Genomic DNA, 20,271 nt, shown 5'->3' with positions numbered 1-20,271 from the left:
ACGCTACGACGGCAAAACCCGCCGAAGCGGGCGAGTTCGGTGGGGACTCAGTGACGCCCCACCGAAACACGGGCGAATGCGGCGGAACCGGGCGTGCGCGCTCGCCCGGAAGCGCCTAGTTCGCCCGGTTTCGTCGATTGCTAGCTCGCGTCGGTGGCCCGCTCGTCGCGGGCTATAGCCAGGGCATCGCGGAAACGCGCACCGGGGTGATCGCTTGCGAGGTGAGGGCCGGCACCGGTCACCTGCTCACGCAGGGTGCCCGTGGCCGGGGCATCCGACATCCGTCCCCTGCGACGCAGCTCGGGAACGACCAGCTCGGCGAAAGCCTCCAGGTCGGTGGGGTCGAAGATCGGCTCAATGAGGAATCCGTCGAGGTCCGTCTCGTCGATCATGCGCTCGAGCTCGTCGGCGACCTCGGTCGGGCTGCCCACCACCTGGAATCCGCGGGTTCCGCGGCCGCGCAGCTGATCGAGGATCTCGCGCACCGTGGGGGCCGGGCGGCCGTCCTTGCCGAGGAAGCGGTCGATGTTGCTCTGGCCCATCTGGCCGAAAGCGCCACCGTCTTCCTCGATCTGCGCAAGCGTGCGGTCGGGGTCGAGAGACAGCAGGTCGATGCCGGTGTTGCCGGCGTAGAGCACGGCAACGACCTCGTCCGACTGCAGGTCGTCGAACTGCGCGCGCAGGGTGACGGCCTCGTCGTGCGTGGCAGCGACGGTGACCGTGAGTCCGACGAGAATCTTGATGGCCTGCGGATCGCGACCGAGTTCCGCCGCCTTGGCGCGAATGTCGGCGACGTTGAACTTCGTCTGCTCGATGGTGGTGCCCTGCACAAAGACGCACTCGGCGTTGCGGGCGGCGTACGCACGTCCACGGGCCGAGGTGCCGGCCTGGAACAGCACCGGCGTGCGCTGCGGGGACGGGTCAACGGTGAAGTAGCCGGAGGACCGGAAGTGCTCGCCCTCGAACTCGACGCGGTGGAGGCGGTCGGGATCGGCGAAGATGACGTTCTCGCGGTCCTGCACGAGGGCGCCTTCCTCCCAGCTGCCCTCCCACAGGTTCATGGCGAGGTCGAGGTACTCATCGGCCTGGTCGTAGCGGGCATCGTGGAGCGTCATCTCTTCGTGGCCGAAGAGCTTGGCCACGGCGTCCTGGGATGCGCCCGTCACGATGTTCCAGCCGACGCGGCCGTTGGTGAGGTGATCGAGGGTGGCGAAGCGGCGCGCAGTCTGCACGGGGTGGTCGAGTCCCGTCGATGACGTCACGACAAACCCGAGGCGCTCGGTGAGGTGCGCGAGCGTCGGGATGTACAGGGCGGGGTCGAGCGAGGGGAAGTTGATGCCGCCGGTCGCCGCCACATCCGGCAGGTCTCCGCCCACGGTGGGGTAGCCGTAGCCGTCGGCGAAGAAGAGGAAGTCGAAGCCGGCGCGGTCGAGCACCTGGGCGATGTGGATCCAGTGGTTCAGGTCCCGATAGTCAAGCGACCTGTTGAGCGGGTGCGGCCAGCTCAGGGTCCCGCCAACTTGGGGGCCGGCAACCTCAAATACTCCCAGATGGATCTGCTTCATGTCGTCCCGTCCCGCGTGAAAATCACCCCGGAGCCGGAGCGTCAATCCAATTGAACCATCTGGTTCATATCGGTGGATGCCACGAAACAGAGTATTAACATTTGCTAGCGGGAATCGGCGGCCCGGGTCATCCCGAGCATGATCGTTGCCGTGGCGTCGCGGGCCGCGCGACCGACGAGCGCGGCGTCACCCAGTCCGATCAGTGTGGCTTGCAGGCCGCGCCACAGCGCGACGATCTCGTGGGCGAGCACGGCGGCGCGGTCCGGATCGACACCGTCGCCGATCGCCGCGTCGCGTACGTGGGCGACCCATTCGGTGCTGACGGTCGTCAGCAGGTCGGCGAAGCGTTCGCGTTCGAAGCCCGCGAGCCCGAAGATCTGGAAAAAGAGCCGGTGGAACGGGCGGTTGTCGGGATCGGCGATGATGTCCCAGGCCTCCCCGAGACGCGTCTCGAGGGAAATCGATTCGTCGTCGATGACGGCGAGGAGCGTCTGCATCCGGGGAAACCGGTGTTCGGCGGCCGCGAGCGCGGTGACGATGATCTCCTCGCGACTGCCGAAGTAGTAGAGGAGCATGCGGTTGTTGGAGCCGACCGCGGTACCCAGGCGGCGGAGCGTGAGGTCCGCGATGCCGTTCTCGAGAACGTAGTCGACAACTTTGTCGAGTAGCTGTTCCCGTCGGTCACCGCGGGGGTCTGTCATATCGCAAAGCTACGGGATGAGCCCCTACCCCGCCAAGTCGCCGCGACGCACGATGCGGCGATCGGAAGCTGTCACCGGCTCCGGTCCATCCGCCAATAATGTCGACTGCACGTAGGGAACATCCCGCGGCGCGGCGGGTGCTTTTCGCATACGTTAGAGATGACCCGAGGAGAACTCCGAATGACAGTGCAGGGAATCGACGTCTCGGTACAGCCGAGTGGAAATGGATGCGTCGAGTGCGATGCAACCGGGAACTGGTGGCTCCACCTGCGCCGATGCGCGCAGTGCGGTCATATCGGCTGCTGCGACGATTCGCTCTCGCGTCATGCCACCGCGCATGCGGCGGCCACGGGGCATCCGATCATCCAGAGCTTTGAGCCCGGCGAGGACTGGTTCTGGGATTACGCGACCTCGGACTACATCGACGGCCCGCCGCTCGCCGAGGCCACCAGCCACCCTGTCACACAGACCACACCGGGACCCGAAGAACGGGTTCCCGCAAACTGGCAGGTGCTGCTGCAGGAGAACCACGACCGTTAGCGGTCATCCCGCGGCTACTGCCCGAGGAGTGCGCGAAGGGTCTCGGCATTACGGACGGCGTTGCCGCCGCCGTCATTGTTGAAGTAGGCGTAGACCTCGGTGCCTGCGGCTTCCCACTCGCGGATGCGGTCGGCCCACCAGCGGAGGTCATCGTCGGAGTACGAACCTCCATAGAGGTACTCGTGGTCGGGGCCGTGCAGACGCAGGTACACGAACGGCGCGGTGGTCCGAAGGATGCAGGGCAGGTGTGCCCCGCTCATCACGCAGTAGGCGGCGCCGTGGCGCTCGAGCAGGGCGAAAATGGCATCGTCCTGCCAGCTGGGATGACGCAGTTCGACGGCGACGCGAATCCAGTCGGGCAGGCGGGAGAGAAAGTAGTCCAGTCGCGCGTCATCCCGCTCCATGGCCGGGGGCAGCTGCACCAGGAGCACCGCACGTTTGTCGCCGAGCTCGTGCCAGCCGCGCGCGATGCGGTCGACCCAGACCTCGGGCGCGTAGAGCTTCTTGGCGTGGGTCAGTCCACGGGGCGCCTTGACCGAGAGCTGGAATCCACCGGGCAGGCGGCGACGCCAGCTCGCGAACGTCGTCTCGCGCGGCCACCGGTAGAAGCTCGCATTGAGGTCGACCGTGTCGAAGCGGTTCACGTAACGCTCGAGGCGGTCGCGGGGCGGCAGGCCCGGCTCGTAGAGCACGTTTTCCCAGTGGTCATAGCTCCAGCCGGAGGTGCCGATGTGAGCCACGGGCGTCCTTGGGGGTGACGGTGCGGGGTGCGGCTAGAGGGGAACGACGCCGAAGGCGCGGGCCAGCTTGTCGATCTTTTGCGCGCGGCCGAGACGCGGCAGGTCGCTGCCGTCGCGGATGACGCGGCCACGGGACTCGAAGTCCGCGAGGAAATCACGAGCCCACGTGGCATCCGACTGGGTGGGGCTGATCACCTCGTTGATGACGGGCAGTTGCTCGACGTCGAGGCAGAGCTTGCCGGTGAGGCCGAGCGCGACGGCGACGGCCGCCTGCTCGCGAAGCACGGGGTGGCTGCTGCTGACGGTGGGACCGTCGATGGGGCCGGGCAGATTGCCGATGCGGCTGGCCACCACGAGGCGGGATCGGGGGTACGCCATGGCGAGGTCGTCGGTGCTCGTTCCGGTGTCGCGGCGGTAATCGCCGCTGCCGAATGCCAGCCGGAATGCGCCGCGGGCCTGGGCGATTTCGCGCGCCTCTTCGATGCCGAGGGCCGATTCAATGAGGGCGAGCACGGGCGTCGATCCGCCCAAGCGGTCGAACGTCTCGGTGACGTGCGCGCCGGACTCGGACTTGGCGAGCATCACCCCGAGCAGACCCGGAAGCCCCTTGAGGGCGTCAACGTCGTCGGACCAGAAGTCGGTGGTGTGGTCGTTGATCCGCACCCAGGCGGAACCACCAGTGCTGCCGTTGCCACCGCCGAGCCACGACACGACGTCGGCACGGGCGGCGGGCTTGAGCTTCGGGTCGACGGCGTCCTCGAGGTCGAGGATGATCTGGTCGGCGCGTGACCGCTCGGCCGCGTCGAACGCCTCGGGACGTGTGGCCGGAACGAGGAGCCAGGAGCGTGCGATCTCCGCGGGAACCGACTTGCGAGTCGTCGACCTACCCGATGACGCGGCAGCGGCTGTGGTGTCTGTGGCGGTCATGAACGAACTTCCGTGGTCGTTAGTGCAGCGGACGGCGAGCGAACGGCCGTGTCATCCGGTCGTTTCCGACCCTTTTCCATTGTGTTCTTCATTGGCGGGGGAGTCCAATTCGCGGCCGGCGCTTGCGTGAGGCGCACGGTGTGGGCGCTTCCCATCTAGTGTGACTACTTAGATTTTGGATGCAATGAACCGATTTAGTAGACAACTACGTACGCGCTGCATAGTTTTGAAGGAGTTTCACGAGGGGGTGAGTGAACATGAACCGAACCAAATCCATCCGGATTCCAACTGCCCTGTGGCTATTGCTGGCCGCGGCATGCGCAGCACTCGCCTGGCTATTTGTCGGCCCGAGCACCTCGGCTTCCGCCGCGTCGCCCGCCTCGCCGGACAAGCCGCTCCTCGGTTCCCTCACCTCGGCCGTGGCCGACACCACCAAGGCTGTCTCCGACAAGATCGTTGCTCCCGTCGTCGAGAAGGTCGTCGCCGCACCCGTCGCGAAGCCCGCTGTGAAGCCCGTCACTGACGCCATCGCCCCGGTGGTTGCTCCCGTCGTGGAGGCCGTCAAGCCGGTTACTTCCGCGGTAAAGCCGATCACTTCCGCGATCAAGCCCATCGTCAAGCCGGTCGTCGAGACAGCGGTCAAGCCAGCCGTGAAGCCCGTCGTCAAGCCAATCGTGACAGCGGTAACCACCGTCGTTTCCGACACGGCAGCGACGCTCGACACCGTCGCCTCGACCGCTCCGGTCGGCCACATCGTGGCTCCCGTCGCCGCCCTCGTCGATGACACGGTTGCCGCAATTCCGGCCGTCCGCGACATCACGGCGCCGCTCGTTGGCACCACCCCGGTCGGCTCGATCACCTCGCCCGTCACCGGAACCGTAGACACCACGGTTTCCGCGGTAACCGGAGTCGTGGCATCCACCACTCACACCGTCACGGACACGGTGGACACCGTGGCTGACGGCGTCACCGACACGGTCGACACCGTCGTGGACACCGTGCTCCCGGGCGCCGGCCTTCCCGGCATCGAGCTGCCGGGCATCGACCTCCCCGGTGTGAGTGTCCCCGGCGTCACCCTCCCGACGGGCCTGGTCACCAGCCCCCTCGTGCCCGTGCAGCTTTCGCCGGTCACGGTCCTTCCCGCTTCGCTGACGCCCACCGCCGCGGTTGACGCGCTGGGCGGCACCCTCGCCGGCAGCGGCACGATCACCGGCATTGACGGGACGACGGATGCCACGGGCGCCGCGTCCTCGCTGACGGGCGGCTCATCCCCCACCCCCGCGCCGCTGGGCTCCAGCCCCATCGTCGTCGCCCCCGTTGCACCCACCGGTGGTGCCGGCTCGGGTTCCGGTTCGGCGTCCGGCGGATCCGGTACTGGCTCGTACCTCGCGGTATCGGCCGATCACCTCACACTTGCCCTGGCTCTCACGCTGGGCTCACTTCCCGAGAACGACGCTCTGCCGTTCTCGCTCTCCGCTGACCCCGGTTCTTCTCCCGACTGAGTCGGGTCCGGTCGTCGATTCCTGACGACATACGGACCCCCGCTTGGCGCCGCCCTCATGGCGTTGCCCAGGCACCGACTCATTCATCTAGGAGAAGTATCACCATGCAAATCAGCGTCCCCAAGGTGCTCTTCGGAGCCCTCATCGTCGGAGGGTGTACCTTCCTCGGCACAACCGCAGCCAACGCTGCGGACACCAGCGGCCAGGATGGCCTGCTGTCCGGCACGCAGATTGGAACGTCCATCGGCGCTCCGGTCTCCGCGGTCGGCAATGCGATCAGCGTGATCGGCAACGCGGCATCGGCCGCTCCCGCCCCAGCACCGGCCCCGGCGCCCGCTCCGGCACCTGCCCCAGCACCGGCTCCCGCAGCCGCACCCACGACCTCCGGGTCTCACGGCGTCGCGTCGGGTACACAGGTCGTCGCCCCGGTTGCGGCCCCCGTGAAGGTCAGCGGCAATTCGATCTCTGTTCTCGGCGACTCGAAGAGCACGACGACTTCCGCCGCGGCTCCCGCGCCGGCAGCACCGGCAGCACCCGCAGCAGCCCCCACCACCAGCGGTGAGAACTCGCTGATCGGTGGAACCCAGGCGGTCGTCAACGCGGCCGTCCCGGTCACGGTCGGCGGCAACGCGATCAGCGTCCTCGGCGACAGCGAGTCGACCGGGTCATCCGCTGCTCCCACCGCGCCGGCCGCAGCCCCCGCAACTGCACCCACCACATCGGGAAGCGACGGAGTGCTCGGGGGAACCCAGGTTGCCCCGATCATCTCGATCCCGGTCAACCTGGGCGGCAACGCAATCAGCGTTCTCGGTGACAGCGACAGCAGCACTGCCGGGGCACCCAGCACCGGAACCGCAGCCCCGACGGCGGCCGCTCCCGCGACCACCACGGGCTCGGACAGCATCGCCGGTGGCACGCAGGTCGCCCCGGTGATCACCATTCCGATCGACCTCGGTGGCAACGCCATCAGCGTCCTCGGTGACAGCACCAACGCGAGCTCGGGCACGTCCACCGCTCCCACGAGCGGAACGGGCACGACCACCGGAACCAGCGCGTCCACCTCGGGCAGCGACGGCACCGCCAGCGGATCACAGATCATCCCCACCGTCACCGCACCGGTGAACGTCGGCGGCAACGCCATCAGCGTCCTCGGTGACAGCGACAGCACTACCAGCAGCACGGGCACCACGCCCACCGGCACCACCGTCCCTGCCACTGGCACGGGAGCAACCACCACCGGCTCGGACGGCACCGCCAGCGGAACGCAGATCGTCCCGACCGTCACCGCACCGGTGAACGTCGGCGGTAACGCCATCAGCGTCCTCGGCGACAGCGACAGCACCACAAGCTCGACCGGAACAGCCGGAACCACCACACCCGCGACGGCCGCTCCCGCGACCACCACGGGTCAGGACGGCACCGCCAGCGGAACGCAGATCGTTCCCACCGTCACCGCACCGGTGAACGTCGGCGGTAACGCCATCAGCGTCTTCGGCGACAGCGACAGCACCAGCACGGGAACCACCGCCACCCCGACCGGAACCACGAGCGGGGCCACCACCACCGGCAGCGGCGCCATCCTCGGGGGCACCCAGATCGTTCCGACGGTCTTCCTTCCGGTCACCCTCGGCGGCAACGCGATCTCTGTGATCGGCGACACTGACACCACGCCGGTCACGCCGACCACACCGGTCACGCCCGTCGACCCGACGGACCCGGTCACACCGGTCGACCCGACAGAGCCCGCATCGCCCGTCTTCCCGACGTCGCCTGCTAGCCCTGCCACCCCGGCAACTCCGGCAAGCCCGGCAAACCCTGCCACCCCGGCCGACACGGTCGACCCGACCGACACCGACACCACCGGAGGCCCCACCGGCTCTCCCATCGTGACGGCCTCGCTCGACACCGCCGCGACCATCTCGGCGGCCGAGGTTCTGGCGCACACCGGAGCCGACGCTGCGATCCCGCTCGGCCTGCTGAGCCTGCTGACCCTGCTCCTCGGAGCCGGCCTGCTCATTGCCCGCCGCGTGGTCACCTCCAAGGAGTAGTCAGCTAGCGGCAATCACTACCAGCACCGCCAGCAGTACCCGAAAAGGGTGGCGCTGATCCCCTCCGGGACCGGCGCCACCCTATCGGCATGCCACAACGCGGATGCGTTGCAGAGCTCGCGCGGCTACTTCACCGACCCTGCCGCGAGCCCGGCAACGAAGCTGCGCTGCAGCAGCAGGAACCCGACCACGACGGGGATGCTGACGACTAGCGACGCCGCCATGATCTGGTTCCAATACACATTGACCTGGGTCGAATATTCGCCAAGGCCAACCGCGAGGGTGCGGCTGTCTTGCGTCGTCAGTACCGACGCAAACAGAACGAGGGCACCGACTCCCGTCGTGCCCCTCGTGCTGTGTAGGTGTAGGGAATGCTCCTTTCGTTTCTGAGAATCAGGTCGTCGACGTCACCGTCGAGGCCGGTCGTTCCGGGCGGCGGTGCCCGGGACAACTAGCCCTGACTACTGAATGCGGCGTCGAACGAAGTTTCCGGCAGCTTCCAGAGGAGCGATCGCACGAAGCCGACCGCTTCCCTGGCGCCATGCAGCCGATCCATGCCGGCGTCTTCCCACTCGATCGAGATCGGACCGGCGTAGCCGATCGCCTCGAGCGCGCGGAAGGAGTCTTCCCACGGAACGTCCCCGTGTCCGGTCGACACGAAGTCCCATCCGCGGCGCGGGTCACCCCACGGGAGGTGGGAGCCGAGCACGCCGGCGCGGCCGTTGCGCGGGCGAAGCCGGGTGTCCTTGCAGTCCACGTGGTAGATCCGGTTGGCGAAGTCGACGATGAACCCGACCGGGTCGATGTCCTGCCACATCATGTGGCTCGGATCCCAGTTGAGCCCGAAGGCCTCGCGGTGCCCGATCGCCTCCAGCGAGCGCACGGTGCTCCAGTAGTCGTAGGCGATCTCGCTCGGGTGCACCTCGTGCGCGAACTTCACGCCCTCGTCGTCGAACACATCGAGGATCGGGTTCCACCGGTCAGCGAAGTCCTGGTATCCCGCGTCGATCACCGATGCAGGCACCGGCGGGAACTGCGCAACGTACGGCCAGATCTTCGATCCGGTGAAGCCAACGACAACGTCGACCCCCAGCTTGCGGGCGACGCGCGCCGAACGCTTCATGTCCTCGGCCGCGCGCTGGCGAACACCTTCCGCGTCCCCATCGCCCCAGGTCGAGGCGCGCAGGATGGCCTGGTGACGGAAGTCGATCGGGTCGTCGCACACCGCCTGGCCGGTCAGGTGATTCGAGATCGCGTAGACCTTCAGGTTGTTGCGGTCGAGGATTTCGAGGCGTGACGCCAGGTACGCGTCATCCGTGTCCGCACGCTCGAGGTCGAGGTGGTCGCCCGACGCGGCAATCTCGAGTCCGTCGTACCCCCACTCCGACGCGAGCCGCGCGACCTCCTCGAAGGGCAGGTCGGCCCACTGGCCGGTAAAGAGGGTGACGGGATGAGTGCTCTGCAGGGTCACTGTTCGGTTCCTTCGATCTCGATCCAGGCGCCGGTCGCCGCGGAGGCGATCACGGCATCGGTAATGCGCACTGCCCGCAGGCCGTCCTCGAAGCGGGGAAGCCCCTCGGGTTCCTCACCGCCGATCGCGGCGTAGGTGTCCGCGACAAACGAGTTGAACGCGTCCTGTACGCCGAGTGGATGCCCCGGCGGGAGCGTCGACAACCGCATCGCGTCATCGCTCATCCCGAGTTCACGGCGCAGCAGCTGCGTACCGACGCCGCGGCCGAGCCACAGCGTCTCGGGGTCCTCCTGATCGAACGCGATGGACTCCTGTGTACCGGCGATCTCGAAGTGCAGCCGGTTCTTGCGCCCGGGTGCGACCTGCGAGACGAGCAGTGTGCCCACCGCGCCACCGACGGTCTGCAGCAGCACGGCCGCGACGTCCTCGGTGGTGACGGCCTTGTTGGTTGAGCGCTCCGCGAAGATGGTGCGCGTGAGCGCCTGCACCCGCGCGATGCGGTCGCCCGTGACGAACTCGAGAAGGTCGACAAGGTGTGACCCGATGTCGGCGAACGCACGCGACGGTCCGCCGCTGGACGAGTCGACGCGCCAGTTGTCGTCCGTCGGTTCGAGCAGCCAGTCCTGCAGGTAGCTGCCCTGGATCGTCAGCAGCCGGCCGGTCTCCCCGGCCAGCACGCGCGCCCGCGCCTCGCGCACCATCGGGTGGAAGCGGTAGACGAACGGCACCGTCGCGGTGACCCCGGCGGCATCGGCGGCGGCGACCAGGTCCACCGCGTGAGCGACGGAGGTGGTGAGCGGCTTCTCGCACACGACATGCTTGCCCGCATTGATGGCGGCGAGCGCCAGCTCAAAGTGGGTGGCATTGGGCGTCACGATGTGGACGACCTCCACCGAGTCATCCGCCAACAGCGACTCTGCCGAGTCAAAGAACCCGTCGAACCCCAGGTTTTCGGCGGCGAGGGCGGAGCGGGTGGGGGTGGATGACGCGATGCCCACCAGTCGCGCGCGCGCCGAGCGTGTCGCGCGACTGTGCACCTCGGCCATGAATCCCCCACCGATGAAACCCACGCCGAGACGCGCAGCCTGATCGAGGGGGCGATGCGCCGGGTGCGTGGTGGGTTGACCAGCCGGGGTGGCGTGACTCACAGCGTCGCGACTTTCGGGTCCCAGTCCTCGGGCACAGGGGACGCCTTCTGGAAGCTGCTCCCGATGGCGACGGACTCGCCCCGTGCGGCCGACGCGGCGATCGACACCATGATGTCCAGCACGTGGAACGCCTGTGCGCCGGTGGCACGTTCGGGTCGTCCGGCGCGCATGGCCTGAGCCATCTCTGCAACACCCGTGCCGCGAGTCGAGACCGAACCGACGGCAGGAACCGCGCGTCCCTCGGGGTCGGCCACATCGAACACGACAGACTCGCCCTCGAAGTTGTTCGGATCGGGGAAGGCGAGCGTCGCCTTCGTGCCCGACACCTCAACAAACCCGGTGCGGGCGCGGTGCGACTCGAAGCTGAAGATGGTCTGCGCCGATGCGCCGCTCTCGAACTCGATCAGGGCGCCGTGGTGGGTCGGGACCGTGACGTCGAATTCCTCGCCGGCCCGCGGACCCGCACCGATCACGCGCACCGCGCGCGACGTCGACGCCGCGGCGGTGACGCGGCTGGCCGGACCGAACACGTTGACGAGCGTCGTCAGGTAGTACGACCCGATGTCGAACAGGGGGCCGCCGCCGTACTGGAAGAGGAACTCGGGATTCGGATGCCACGAGTCCGGGCCCGGCGACTGCATGAGTGCCAACGCGGTGAGCGGGGTACCGATCGTACCGTCTTCGATGAGTCTGAATCCGGTCTGCAGACCGGCGCCCAGGAAGGTGTCCGGGGCGGTCGCAACGCGCAGCCCGAGCCGGTCCGCCTCGTCGAGCAGTGCGCGACCGCTCTCCAGATCGAGGGCGAAGGGCTTCTCCGTCCACACGTTCTTGCCGGCGGCGAGGGCCTGCAGCGCAACCTCGACGTGTGCGGCGGGAATGGTCAGGTTGACGACGATCTCGATCTCGGGGTGGGCGAGCAGCTCGGCAACTGATCCACTTTCAGGAATGCCGTACTTCTCGGCCTGGGCCTTCGCGCGATCGAGGTCGATGTCCGCGACGAAGAGCACCTTCAGGTCGGGGAACACCGTCAGGTTGTCCAGGTACTGGCTGCTGATGACCCCGGCGCCGATCACGCCGACGCCGACAGGACCGGTGCCGATCATGCGGTCACCGCGCGGAGGCTCGCGTCGTTGGCGGTGAGGTAGGCGTAGCTGTCACGCAGGGCGTCGAAGACGTCCCCATCGAAGTCGTCGAGCTCGACCACGCGGAGCGCCTCGGGAGCCGCCGCCAGGATGTCCAGCACCCCGATCTTGCCGGAGCCGACCGCGACCTGTTCCTTGTCGTTCTGGTTGACCGCGCCGTCCTTGACGTGGATGGCCGTGACTCGGGAGCCCAGGCGCTCGAGCAGCGCGGCGGCGGGCGCTCCGCCCACCTCGGCCCAGTAGGTGTCCACCTCGAGGATGACGGCGGGGTCGAGGTACTCGGCGAACACCTCGAGCGCCGGCTTTCCCTCGATGAGGTTCTCGGTCTCCCACCAGTGGTTGTGGTAGCCAATGGTGAGGCCCTCGGCAGCGCCGGCGGCGGCGATCTCGTTGATCTGCGCTGCCGAATTCGCGACGTCGTCGCGCGTGGTCCACAGCTCGCGGTCGATGTGGGGATCGATGACGGTGGTGATCCCGATCTTCTTCGCCGCGGCAAAGATGGGGGCGAGGTCTTCGCCCACGAGACGGGCGTGACCGGTCGGCGCGCTGAGGCCGAGGCCCGGCAGCAATTCGCTGTACTCGTCAGCACGGTCGGCAAAGCCGTACAGCTCCACGTTCGTAAAGCCGAGGTCCGCAATCCGCTTCAGCGTGCCGGGAAGATCCCCCGACAACGCCTCCCTCACGGTGTAGAGCTGGACAGATAGCTGGGCGTGCGACACGGAAGTCTCCTCGTTGAGCGTTGTGCGGGTGGGTCGGTTTTGAGTGTAGAGCGGACTTTGATCGAATAACAAGCAAAAGTCTTATGTTGAGTGAGCAAATCTTTACCGCTGTCCGGCGCGCTGTGATTTACTAGCGAAATGGTCGCGCCACGCAAGCTCAATGCCTTGGGGGTCGCAGGCGCGAGCGAGCTCTTCCAACTGCTGCGCGACGGTCGCCCCCGCACGCGAGCGGAGCTTGCCGAAATCACCGGCATGGCCCGCTCGACGATCGGCCTCCGGCTCGACACCCTGCTCGACCTCAATCTCATCGGCCCCATCGGCGAGGGCGTCTCCAGCGGCGGCCGCCCGCCCTCGCAGTTCGCCCTCAACCAGTCGGCCCGTGTCGTCGTGGGTGCCGACCTCGGCGCCTCGCACGCCACCCTCGCCGTCACCGACCTCGGCGGCACCATCCTCGGCACCCTGCGCACGGCGATGCCCATCGCCGATGGTCCCGAGCGCGTGCTCAGCTGGTTCGCCGACGCCACCCGCACCCTCCTGGCCGATCTCGGCCGCAGTCCCTCCGACCTTCTCGCCGTCGGTATGGGCCTCCCGGGTCCCGTCGAACACAGCACCGGACGCCCGGTGAACCCCCCGATCATGCCCGGCTGGGACGGCTTCGATGTGCCCGCCTGGGTGCGCGAAACCCTCGGCGTTCCCGCCCTCGTCGACAACGACGTCAACATCATGGCGATCGGTGAACGCACGCACGCCTTCCCCGACACCCGCGACCTGCTCTTTGTGAAAGTCGCCACCGGCATCGGCTCCGGCATCATCTCGGGAGGTCTCCTGCAGCGCGGAGCCCAGGGCAGCGCCGGCGACATCGGGCACGTTCCCATTCAGCGCGGCGCGGGCGTTGCCTGCCACTGTGGGAACTTCGGATGCCTCGAGGCAATGGCATCCGGACCCGCGATCGCACGCCAGCTGCGCCAGACCGGGGCTACCACCGACTCCATGAGAGACGTCATCGACCTGGTGCGCGCGGGTGACCTGAACGCCATCCGCGCCGTGCGGCAGGCGGGCAGGGACATCGGTGAGGTGCTCACGATGTGCGTCAGTATGGTGAACCCGTCGGTGATCGTTCTCGGTGGATCCGTCAGCGCCGCGGGTGAGCAGCTTCTCGCTGGCGTGCGCGAGGTCGTCTACCAGCGCAGCACGCCGCTGGCCACACACCACCTGTCGATCGTGCAGTCACAGGCCGCGGAGAACGCGGCAGTGCTGGGGGCGAGCATGCTGGCGCTGGATTTCGCGCTCTCGCCCGAGGCCATCGGCAGCATGAACGCCTCGGCCTGAGTTCTCCGAACGGCGACCAGCACTCGCACCCAGACCGGCAGACGAACTACTCGTCAACGACCCCGATGAAACGCGTTCCGATGCCGTCGATCTCGCGACGACTGAGCGCCCCCGCGGGATTCGGCAGCTCGTCGTAGTTGTGAAAATCGCAGGTCAGGTACGTGAACTCCGGCCACCACTTCTTGGGCCGTGCGGCCTCGGTGAAACCGCAGACATCACACTTCAGCTGCACCCACACTGGCTTTTTGCCGGTGCGGTTCTCGCGGGATTGCACGAGCCACGCGGGCGGGTTCGTCTCGAACTCGGCGAACTCGGAGTCCGACATGCGCGCGGGGATCTCGTGGCGATTCGCCATCTCGAGGGAAATGTCCAGGCGCAGTGCGGCTTCTCGTCTCGTAATCATTGTGTTCCCACGATAGGCGCTCGCGCCCGGCTCCGCCGCGTCGCTACATCTCGAGCAGAAAATCCGCCTTCGCGTAGCGCTGTCCGTTGATCTGCAGCTCGATCGAGTGGGCGCCGGGGTAGTGCACCCGCGTCGTCATCGACCTAAACGAGTGCCGCCTTGTCGCGCGCAATGCCTCGCCCGGGGCCAGCGTGGTCGCCGCGAGCTTGAACACCTTCTGCGCCTGGCTGCCGTTGCTCTTCAGGTAGTAGATGACGTAGTCGACGGCGAGCTTGCTCGCGGTGGCTCCCTCGTTGACGATGTCCACCGCAAACTCGAGGTCTCCCGGCGCCAGGACTGTGCCGGCCGTCAGCACCACCGGCGACACCCGCAATTCGACAACACCGAAACCGAGCAGCGCGAGGGTGGCCGGATGGCCCTTCTTGATGAGAGAGCGGAGAGCGTGACGCACCAGCCTCGCCGTCGCGGCATCCGCCCGGGTCATCCACCGCTCCGCGACTGCCGCGACGAAGTCCGGATTTTCGCGGCTGAGGTCGTTGAGGTGATTGGCGACGGAACGCCGCACGTACTCGCTCTCGTCGCGGTAGAGCGCGTCGAGAATCGGGATGGTGCTCTCGGGGTGGGCAAGCAGGGACCGAACACGGATCGCCCACGGCAGGAAGGCGCGGGTCCCCTCGCTCGCGAGGCGCCGCACGTGTTCGTCGGGGCTGGACGTCCAGCCGACGATCACCGCAAGCGCCCGGTCGAGGTCACGCTCGAGCAGGCGGCGAATCGCGAACTCGGCGGTGAGCCTGCCGGTGAGCTCCGACAGCAGGGCGAGCGCGTCGTCGAAGGCGGCATCCGTCCCGTCGGCGAGCGCCAGCGTCGTGACCGTCTCGCTCACCGGCCAGATGATCCAGCCGGTGACGTCGTCGATGGCCAGCGCCCGCCGAAACAGGGCAGCTACCGTCGCATAGTCACCGGGCAGGTCGGCCACGAGGGCGTCACTGATCAGATCACTGCGGGCCCGCAGGTTCAGGCCGTCGACACCGGCGGATGTCGCGCGCAGATGCGACAGGTCGGTGCCGGGTGAGACCGTCGCGATGTGGGCGGCGAGCCGGTGTACCGCGGCCGCGTTCAGCAGCTCATTCATGGTGCCCATGGGGCACCTACGCTTCGAGGTGCTCGCGCAGCTGGGAGATGACCTGCTCGGTCGACGTGCCCCGGGCCTCGGCGAGCTCGCTGATCAGCCAGTGAATGGACACGATGGTTCCGCCGACGAGGTTGTCGAGGTTGACGTGGATCTCGACCTCTTCCTCCCCCTCATCAACGGACACCCCGATGGCTTCGACATCGGAGAGGCGTTCGAGGGCGAGCGTCATCATTTCTGACTTGCTCTGCTCACTGAGCTCGGTGTCGTAGGCAGAAACCGCGTCGATGAGCACGTTCGCGGCGAGTCGTCCGATTTCGTTGATGTCAGCCATGTGAACCAGCCTGACACATCGAGGGGATGACTCGCCGCGATCGGGACAACCGGATTAAGACCGGCAGCACACGTGCAGTTACGGCACCATGACCGCACGGCCGGCCAGCGTGCCGTTGTGCAGTGCCTCGTACGCCTTGTTGCCGTCGGCGAGAGCGAAACGCTCGGTTTCGATGTGGATGGCTCCCGCCCTGGCCAGCTCGACAACCTCGAGCAGCTCGGACCGGGTGCCCCAGTTGACGACCCGCGCCGACACGTCAAACGGCAGGGTCAGGTATCCAGCTGACAACGCGCCGCCGCCGACTCCCACGATGGCGATCTCGCCCGCGATGGCAACGATCTTCGCCGCCATGGCGAGCGTCGGGTTGATCCCGACGAAGTCGAAGATGACGTCCGCGCCGCGGCCACCGGTGAGGCCCTTGATGATCTCGATGGCGCTGTCGTCGGAGGCGAGTGCATGGTCGGCTCCGATGGTCAGTGCCTGCGCGCGCTTGGACTCGCTGAGGTCGAGCACGATGATCTGTGCCGACGTCATGGCCTTGAGGATCTGGATCGCCACGTGACCGAGTCCACCGGCACCGATGACGACGGCAGTGGTGCCAGGCACAAGCTTCGCGACCGACTGCTTGATCGCGTGGTACGGCGTCAACGCGGCATCCGTCAGCGAAGCACTCTTCACGGGATCGAGGTCGCCGAGCGGAACGAGGTGACGCACGTCGTCAACGATCATGTACTCGGCCATGCCGCCGTCGTGGTGGATGCCGGGAGCGTTGATGCCCTTTTCGCAGTTGTTTTCGTTGCCCTGGGAGCAGGCGTAGCAATGGCCGCAGCCCCACGGTCCGTAGACAAGGTAGCTGTCACCGACGGTCGCTCCCTCGGTTCCCTCGCCCAGTGCCTCGACGGTGCCGGCGACCTCGTGGCCGAGAATCAGCGGCAACGCGAAAGCGCCCTCGGGCGCCCCCATGATGAACTCATCGGAATGGCAGGCGCCGGCGGCAGCCACCCTGAGCAGAACCTGGCCGGGTCCGGGAACGGGCGTGGGTACGTCAACGTACTCCGGACGTCCGCCAACTTCGCGATACTGCAGTGCCTTCATGATTGCCTCCATGGTCTCGCGCGCACAGCCGTGACGAAGGGGCAAGCCGGAGGGCCAGGCGGCGGGCAGATGCTCGCAGGGAGGTCGTCGCGGGAGCCCAGACGCCACCGAGGCTGCTGACTCGAGCGGCGGGATGCCGAACGATTCACGCGCACGTCAAGCATTTCACCCGCGCCCTACCAATTTGTAGGGACACGCCACATATATCTGTAATTGAAGGTAAATTCGCAGCGAAGGGACGTCCCGCGGGTACTACGCGCGCGTGAAGGTAGCTGCGGACGTGGAGACGCCGTACTCCTCAAAGAACGGCATGACCTGCTCGCCGAACGTGCGCAGGTCGTCGATGAACTCGGGAACGATGATCGTCACTCCGTCGAGCTGTCCCTCGCGCACCGCGTACGCGAGGCGGCGGGCGACAGTTTCGGGGGAACCGACAATCGCGGACGTGCCGACGGCCACCGCGTCCGATTTGGCCTGGATGAAGTTCTTGGCTGAGGTGTTTTCCTTCGCCGTGTCCGTGCCGTACTCGCGCGCCTGGTTGGCGAGGGCGACCATGTCGACACCGGCGTTGTAGCTGTCGACGCGCGCCTGGGCGTCCGCGTCCGTGTCGCCGGTCACGACGGTGAAGAGACCGTAAGTCTTGAAGTCGGGCTTGTCCGACTCGGCAGCGATCTCCTTCGCGCGGCGGGCGAGCGCGATGTGCTTGTCGGTGTCACCAGCCTGCAGCAGGCTGCCGGTGCAGTTGTCGATCGTGAACTTGAAGCCACGATCGGAACCACCGGCACAGATCACGGGCGGCAGCTTCGCGGGCTTGGGATCGGACACGCAGTCCGTGAGGGTGAAGTACTCGCCGTCGAAGTCGACGCGCTCTTCGGTCCACAACCGCTTGGCGACGGTGATCCACTCTTCGGCGAGCGCGTAGCGTCCCGCGTGGTCGAGGTCACGCCAGAGCCCGAACTGCCCCTGATCGGCGGGGTTCGACCCGGCGACGATGTTGAGGCCAAACCGGCCGTGAGAGATCTGGTCGATGACCGCGCCCATCTTGGCGATCACAGCGGGGTGGAACACCATGGTGTGCACGGTCGCCCATACGTTGATGCGGCTGGTGGCCTGGGCGATTCCCGCCATCGTCGATATCGACTCGAGCGTGGTATCCCAGTGCTTGCTCTCCCCGCCGTATCCGCGCCACTTCGCCATGCTCAGTGCGAAGTCGAACCCGAGCTCTTCGGCAAGCACAGTGACGTCGAGGTTGTACTGGTAGGTCGCGGGCAGCTGCGGGCTCGTCGTGGACGTGATCCATCCACCACTGCCGACGGGGAGAAAGACCCCGAGTTCAACGGAGCGGGCGGGTGCGGTCGAGATGGTCATGGCGAGGTCCTAGCGATGGGGGGAGCTGCGGTTGTCGTGTGAGTGGTGAAGCTGAGCTGGGTGATCATGGACGCTGCGATGGGGGCGGTTGCACGTTCCAGAACGCGTCCTCGAAGTCGAGAGCCCGATCCATGATCTGGGTGGCCCGGTCAAGGTCGACCGCGAAGTGATCGATGAGGGCGAGATGGCGGTCGATGACGTCCTGGTACTCGCCACTCGTGTAGGCACCGATCCATCCGGCGTACGGTCCGGCACCCTCGCGCGTGAGCATCCGGACCGCGACCCCGTAGCCGGCCACGCAGGGGAGCATCGAAACGAGCGCCTCCCCCATGTCTGCGGACATCTCGGAGAGGAATCCCATGTACCCGGCAAGCTCCGGCGACGGAACGATCTCGTCAAAGTTGCAGTCGAATCCCTCACCGAGGCGACGGTGGTTGTCGAGCTCCACGGTCACGACGCCACTGGCGAGTGCGATGAAATGCTCGACGTCGCCGTCCGGAGCGAGGTACGCGAGCCGCGAGTACAGCCGGGCGTAGTGCTTGAGGTACAGGTAGTTTTGTTCGAGGTAGTACCGGAAGACCTCGACGGGCAGAGTGCCCGACTGGATGCCGCGAAGGAACGGCATCTGTGCCCAGGCCTCATACCGGGGCTGGCCGTAGGCAGTCAGAGTCGCCGCGAGCGACGGTGCGTCAGTCATCGTCATTACCTCCGCACGACCACGATGTTGTTCTTGATCCGCACAAACGCGGCCTGCGACTCATCCAGAATCTGCTGCTCGTTGACCCGGGTGAGTTCGCGCCCCCGCATGACAACCTCACCGTTGATGATGGTGGTGTCGACGGCACTGCCGTTGGCCGCAAAGACCAGGTGGCTGTACAGGTGCTCGGGGTTGTCCCGCAGCATCGGGGTGAACATCGCGCTGTTGGTGTCGATGAGGATGATGTCCGCCTTGTACCCGGCAGTCAGCTGGCCCGACTTGTGACCGAGCGCGGTCGCACCGTTGCGGGTGGCCATGCGCACCACCTGCTGGGCGGGCATGAGCGAAGAATCCGCGCGCACCGCGCGGTGCATCAGCGAAGCGAACTTCATCACCTCGAACATGTCGGCGCTGTTGTTGCACTCCGCGGCGTCGTGACCGAGTCCGACGTTGAGGCCGGCTGCCAGCATCTCGGGAACGCGGGCGATGCCGTTGCCAAGCTTCGCGTTCGAGCTGGGGTTATGGGAGACGTGCGTGCCTGTCTCAGCCATGAGGGAAATCTCATGGTCGCTCAGCCAGACGGCGTGTGCCGCGATCGTGTCCGGGCCGAGAAGACCGGTTTCGTAGGCGAGTTCGGTCGGTCGCATTCCGAACCGCTCGATGCTGTTGTCGACCTCGGTCTGCGACTCGTTGAGGTGCACGTGGATGCCAATGCCCAGCTCGTTGGCGAGACTCCGGGCATCACGCAACAGCTCGGGCGATGCCAGCGGCAGCCACTCGATGCCGATGCGAACCTCGATGAGTCCGCCGGCCTTTCCATGGTTGGTGGCGAACGCCGCCGCGTTGTCCGCGAGGGTGTCGAGGTTGTATTCGTCGAGCGCCACGTCGTTGGAGAGCACCGCACGGATGCCGATATCTTCGGCCGCCCGCGCGAGCGAATCGAGCTTGCGATACATGTCATTGACGGTGGTGACACCGTTCTTAATGGACTCGGTGTAGCTGAGCATGCCCGCCCAGTAGGCCGCCTCGTCGTCCAGCGCCCGGATGATTGGGTACCAGCACTCATCGAGGTATTCCCACAGCGGCAGGTGGTCGTTATATCCCTTGCCGAGGGCCGTGTGATAGTGCAGATCGATGAGACCCGGCATCACGATTTTGCCGCTGGCGTCGATGACCTCGTCGCCGGGTTCGGGCGCGATGTCGGCAGTTCCTTCGGCAACGGAGACGATCGAGTCATCCACCACAACGACGGTGCCGACCTCGAAATAGGTGTTGGCGTCGTCGAGCGTGAGCACCATTCCCCCGCGGATGATCAGACGTGACATGGAGCCGCCTTCCGGTTTACGCGGGCGGGATTGGCCGCCGGATACAGAGGTAGTGATGGACTGCGAAGTGCTCCCGTACTCCGCAATC

19 protein-coding genes are annotated in these 20,271 nt (G+C 66.8%); 4 read left to right on the top strand and 15 right to left on the bottom strand.

Features of this window, described 5'->3' with window-relative positions; all coding sequences use genetic code 11:
- Positions 1–140: 140 nt before the first annotated feature.
- Entirely contained in the window at positions 141–1,565 is a 1,425-nt protein-coding gene (locus HB677_RS15815; RefSeq protein WP_213816702.1) for an NtaA/DmoA family FMN-dependent monooxygenase, read from the bottom strand.
- Positions 1,566–1,669: 104 nt separating this feature from the next.
- On the bottom strand, positions 1,670–2,266 hold the full coding sequence (locus HB677_RS15810) for a TetR/AcrR family transcriptional regulator (protein ID WP_213816701.1): 597 nt from the start codon (positions 2,264–2,266) through the stop codon (positions 1,670–1,672).
- 180 nt (positions 2,267–2,446) lie between these two features.
- Between HB677_RS15810 and HB677_RS15805 the strand changes: the two genes are divergently transcribed.
- Positions 2,447–2,806: a UBP-type zinc finger domain-containing protein gene (locus HB677_RS15805; protein WP_213816700.1), complete on the top strand. Its 360-nt coding sequence runs from the start codon at positions 2,447–2,449 to the stop codon at positions 2,804–2,806.
- A 14-nt stretch (positions 2,807–2,820) separates the two neighbouring features.
- Here HB677_RS15805 and HB677_RS15800 read toward each other — a convergent pair whose 3' ends face one another.
- Together HB677_RS15800 and HB677_RS15795 are read right to left on the bottom strand one after the other, a co-directional pair.
- Positions 2,821–3,546, bottom strand: a complete 726-nt coding sequence (locus HB677_RS15800; protein WP_213816699.1) for a DUF72 domain-containing protein — start codon at positions 3,544–3,546, stop codon at positions 2,821–2,823.
- A 33-nt stretch (positions 3,547–3,579) separates the two neighbouring features.
- Entirely contained in the window at positions 3,580–4,473 is an 894-nt protein-coding gene (locus HB677_RS15795) for a CoA ester lyase (protein WP_213816698.1), read from the bottom strand.
- 257 nt (positions 4,474–4,730) lie between these two features.
- Between HB677_RS15795 and HB677_RS15790 the strand changes: the two genes are divergently transcribed.
- Both HB677_RS15790 and HB677_RS18690 read left to right on the top strand, forming a co-directional pair.
- A complete protein-coding gene (locus tag HB677_RS15790; RefSeq protein ID WP_213816697.1) occupies positions 4,731–5,975 on the top strand; it encodes a hypothetical protein in 1,245 nt (414 codons plus the stop codon).
- A 104-nt stretch (positions 5,976–6,079) separates the two neighbouring features.
- Positions 6,080–8,023: a chaplin family protein gene (locus HB677_RS18690; protein ID WP_275950922.1), complete on the top strand. Its 1,944-nt coding sequence runs from the start codon at positions 6,080–6,082 to the stop codon at positions 8,021–8,023.
- Between the two features lie 451 nt (positions 8,024–8,474).
- Here the strand turns inward: HB677_RS18690 and HB677_RS15775 are convergent, their stop codons facing one another.
- The 4 genes from HB677_RS15775 to HB677_RS15760 all read right to left on the bottom strand — a co-directional run bounded on the left by HB677_RS15775 (position 8,475) and on the right by HB677_RS15760 (position 12,503).
- Positions 8,475–9,494 (bottom strand): sugar phosphate isomerase/epimerase, encoded by a 1,020-nt coding sequence (locus HB677_RS15775; RefSeq protein ID WP_213816696.1) that lies wholly within the window; start codon positions 9,492–9,494, stop codon positions 8,475–8,477.
- On the bottom strand, positions 9,491–10,564 hold the full coding sequence (locus HB677_RS15770; protein WP_307852625.1) for a Gfo/Idh/MocA family oxidoreductase: 1,074 nt from the start codon (positions 10,562–10,564) through the stop codon (positions 9,491–9,493). The genes HB677_RS15775 and HB677_RS15770 overlap by 4 nt, the downstream gene beginning before the upstream one ends.
- A 74-nt stretch (positions 10,565–10,638) precedes the next feature.
- Positions 10,639–11,745: a Gfo/Idh/MocA family protein gene (locus HB677_RS15765; RefSeq protein ID WP_213816695.1), complete on the bottom strand. Its 1,107-nt coding sequence runs from the start codon at positions 11,743–11,745 to the stop codon at positions 10,639–10,641.
- Positions 11,742–12,503 (bottom strand): sugar phosphate isomerase/epimerase, encoded by a 762-nt coding sequence (locus HB677_RS15760; protein WP_213816694.1) that lies wholly within the window; start codon positions 12,501–12,503, stop codon positions 11,742–11,744. The genes HB677_RS15765 and HB677_RS15760 overlap by 4 nt, the downstream gene beginning before the upstream one ends.
- 138 nt (positions 12,504–12,641) lie before the next feature.
- Between HB677_RS15760 and HB677_RS15755 the strand changes: the two genes are divergently transcribed.
- A complete protein-coding gene (locus HB677_RS15755) occupies positions 12,642–13,832 on the top strand; it encodes an ROK family transcriptional regulator (RefSeq protein ID WP_213816693.1) in 1,191 nt (396 codons plus the stop codon).
- Between the two features lie 46 nt (positions 13,833–13,878).
- On the opposite strand, the gene HB677_RS15750 is transcribed toward HB677_RS15755, so the two are convergent.
- The 7 genes from HB677_RS15750 to HB677_RS15720 all read right to left on the bottom strand — a co-directional run bounded on the left by HB677_RS15750 (position 13,879) and on the right by HB677_RS15720 (position 20,183).
- Complete coding sequence (locus HB677_RS15750; RefSeq protein WP_213816692.1) at positions 13,879–14,235, bottom strand: hypothetical protein; 357 nt, start codon at positions 14,233–14,235, stop codon at positions 13,879–13,881.
- A gap of 43 nt (positions 14,236–14,278) precedes the next feature.
- Positions 14,279–15,376, bottom strand: coding sequence for a DNA alkylation repair protein (locus tag HB677_RS15745; protein ID WP_213816691.1), 1,098 nt, complete (start codon positions 15,374–15,376; stop codon positions 14,279–14,281).
- A 7-nt stretch (positions 15,377–15,383) separates the two neighbouring features.
- Positions 15,384–15,698 carry a hypothetical protein gene (locus HB677_RS15740; protein ID WP_213816690.1) on the bottom strand — a complete coding sequence of 105 codons (315 nt, stop codon included), beginning with the start codon at positions 15,696–15,698 and terminating at the stop codon, positions 15,384–15,386.
- 78 nt (positions 15,699–15,776) lie between these two features.
- Positions 15,777–16,793, bottom strand: a complete 1,017-nt coding sequence (locus tag HB677_RS15735) for an NAD(P)-dependent alcohol dehydrogenase (RefSeq protein ID WP_213816689.1) — start codon at positions 16,791–16,793, stop codon at positions 15,777–15,779.
- Positions 16,794–17,045: 252 nt separating this feature from the next.
- Complete coding sequence (locus tag HB677_RS15730) at positions 17,046–18,161, bottom strand: LLM class flavin-dependent oxidoreductase (RefSeq protein ID WP_213816688.1); 1,116 nt, start codon at positions 18,159–18,161, stop codon at positions 17,046–17,048.
- A 64-nt stretch (positions 18,162–18,225) separates the two neighbouring features.
- Complete coding sequence (locus HB677_RS15725) at positions 18,226–18,858, bottom strand: TenA family protein (RefSeq protein ID WP_213816687.1); 633 nt, start codon at positions 18,856–18,858, stop codon at positions 18,226–18,228.
- A gap of 5 nt (positions 18,859–18,863) precedes the next feature.
- Positions 18,864–20,183, bottom strand: coding sequence for an amidohydrolase family protein (locus tag HB677_RS15720; protein ID WP_213816686.1), 1,320 nt, complete (start codon positions 20,181–20,183; stop codon positions 18,864–18,866).
- Positions 20,184–20,271: the final 88 nt, after the last annotated feature.

Source organism: Glaciihabitans sp. dw_435, assembly GCF_018449675.1.
Classification (GTDB): Bacteria; Actinomycetota; Actinomycetes; order Actinomycetales; family Microbacteriaceae; genus Glaciihabitans.
This window is presented reverse-complemented; position numbering and strand designations above follow the sequence as displayed.

Bases quoted from the DNA above. Each gene is read 5' to 3' on its own strand.
- HB677_RS15815 (WP_213816702.1), bottom strand. From the start codon at position 1,565: ATGAAGCAGATCCATCTGGGAGTATTTGAGGTTGCCGGCCCCCAAGTT.
- HB677_RS15810 (WP_213816701.1), bottom strand. From the start codon at position 2,266: ATGACAGACCCCCGCGGTGACCGACGGGAACAGCTACTCGACAAAGTT.
- HB677_RS15805 (WP_213816700.1), top strand. From the start codon at position 2,447: ATGACAGTGCAGGGAATCGACGTCTCGGTACAGCCGAGTGGAAATGGA.
- HB677_RS15795 (WP_213816698.1), bottom strand. From the start codon at position 4,473: ATGACCGCCACAGACACCACAGCCGCTGCCGCGTCATCGGGTAGGTCG.
- HB677_RS15790 (WP_213816697.1), top strand. From the start codon at position 4,731: ATGAACCGAACCAAATCCATCCGGATTCCAACTGCCCTGTGGCTATTG.
- HB677_RS18690 (WP_275950922.1), top strand. From the start codon at position 6,080: ATGCAAATCAGCGTCCCCAAGGTGCTCTTCGGAGCCCTCATCGTCGGA.
- HB677_RS15765 (WP_213816695.1), bottom strand. From the start codon at position 11,745: ATGATCGGCACCGGTCCTGTCGGCGTCGGCGTGATCGGCGCCGGGGTC.
- HB677_RS15755 (WP_213816693.1), top strand. From the start codon at position 12,642: ATGGTCGCGCCACGCAAGCTCAATGCCTTGGGGGTCGCAGGCGCGAGC.
- HB677_RS15750 (WP_213816692.1), bottom strand. From the start codon at position 14,235: ATGATTACGAGACGAGAAGCCGCACTGCGCCTGGACATTTCCCTCGAG.
- HB677_RS15745 (WP_213816691.1), bottom strand. From the start codon at position 15,376: ATGGGCACCATGAATGAGCTGCTGAACGCGGCCGCGGTACACCGGCTC.
- HB677_RS15740 (WP_213816690.1), bottom strand. From the start codon at position 15,698: ATGGCTGACATCAACGAAATCGGACGACTCGCCGCGAACGTGCTCATC.
- HB677_RS15735 (WP_213816689.1), bottom strand. From the start codon at position 16,793: ATGAAGGCACTGCAGTATCGCGAAGTTGGCGGACGTCCGGAGTACGTT.
- HB677_RS15730 (WP_213816688.1), bottom strand. From the start codon at position 18,161: ATGACCATCTCGACCGCACCCGCCCGCTCCGTTGAACTCGGGGTCTTT.
- HB677_RS15725 (WP_213816687.1), bottom strand. From the start codon at position 18,858: ATGACTGACGCACCGTCGCTCGCGGCGACTCTGACTGCCTACGGCCAG.
- HB677_RS15720 (WP_213816686.1), bottom strand. From the start codon at position 20,183: ATGTCACGTCTGATCATCCGCGGGGGAATGGTGCTCACGCTCGACGAC.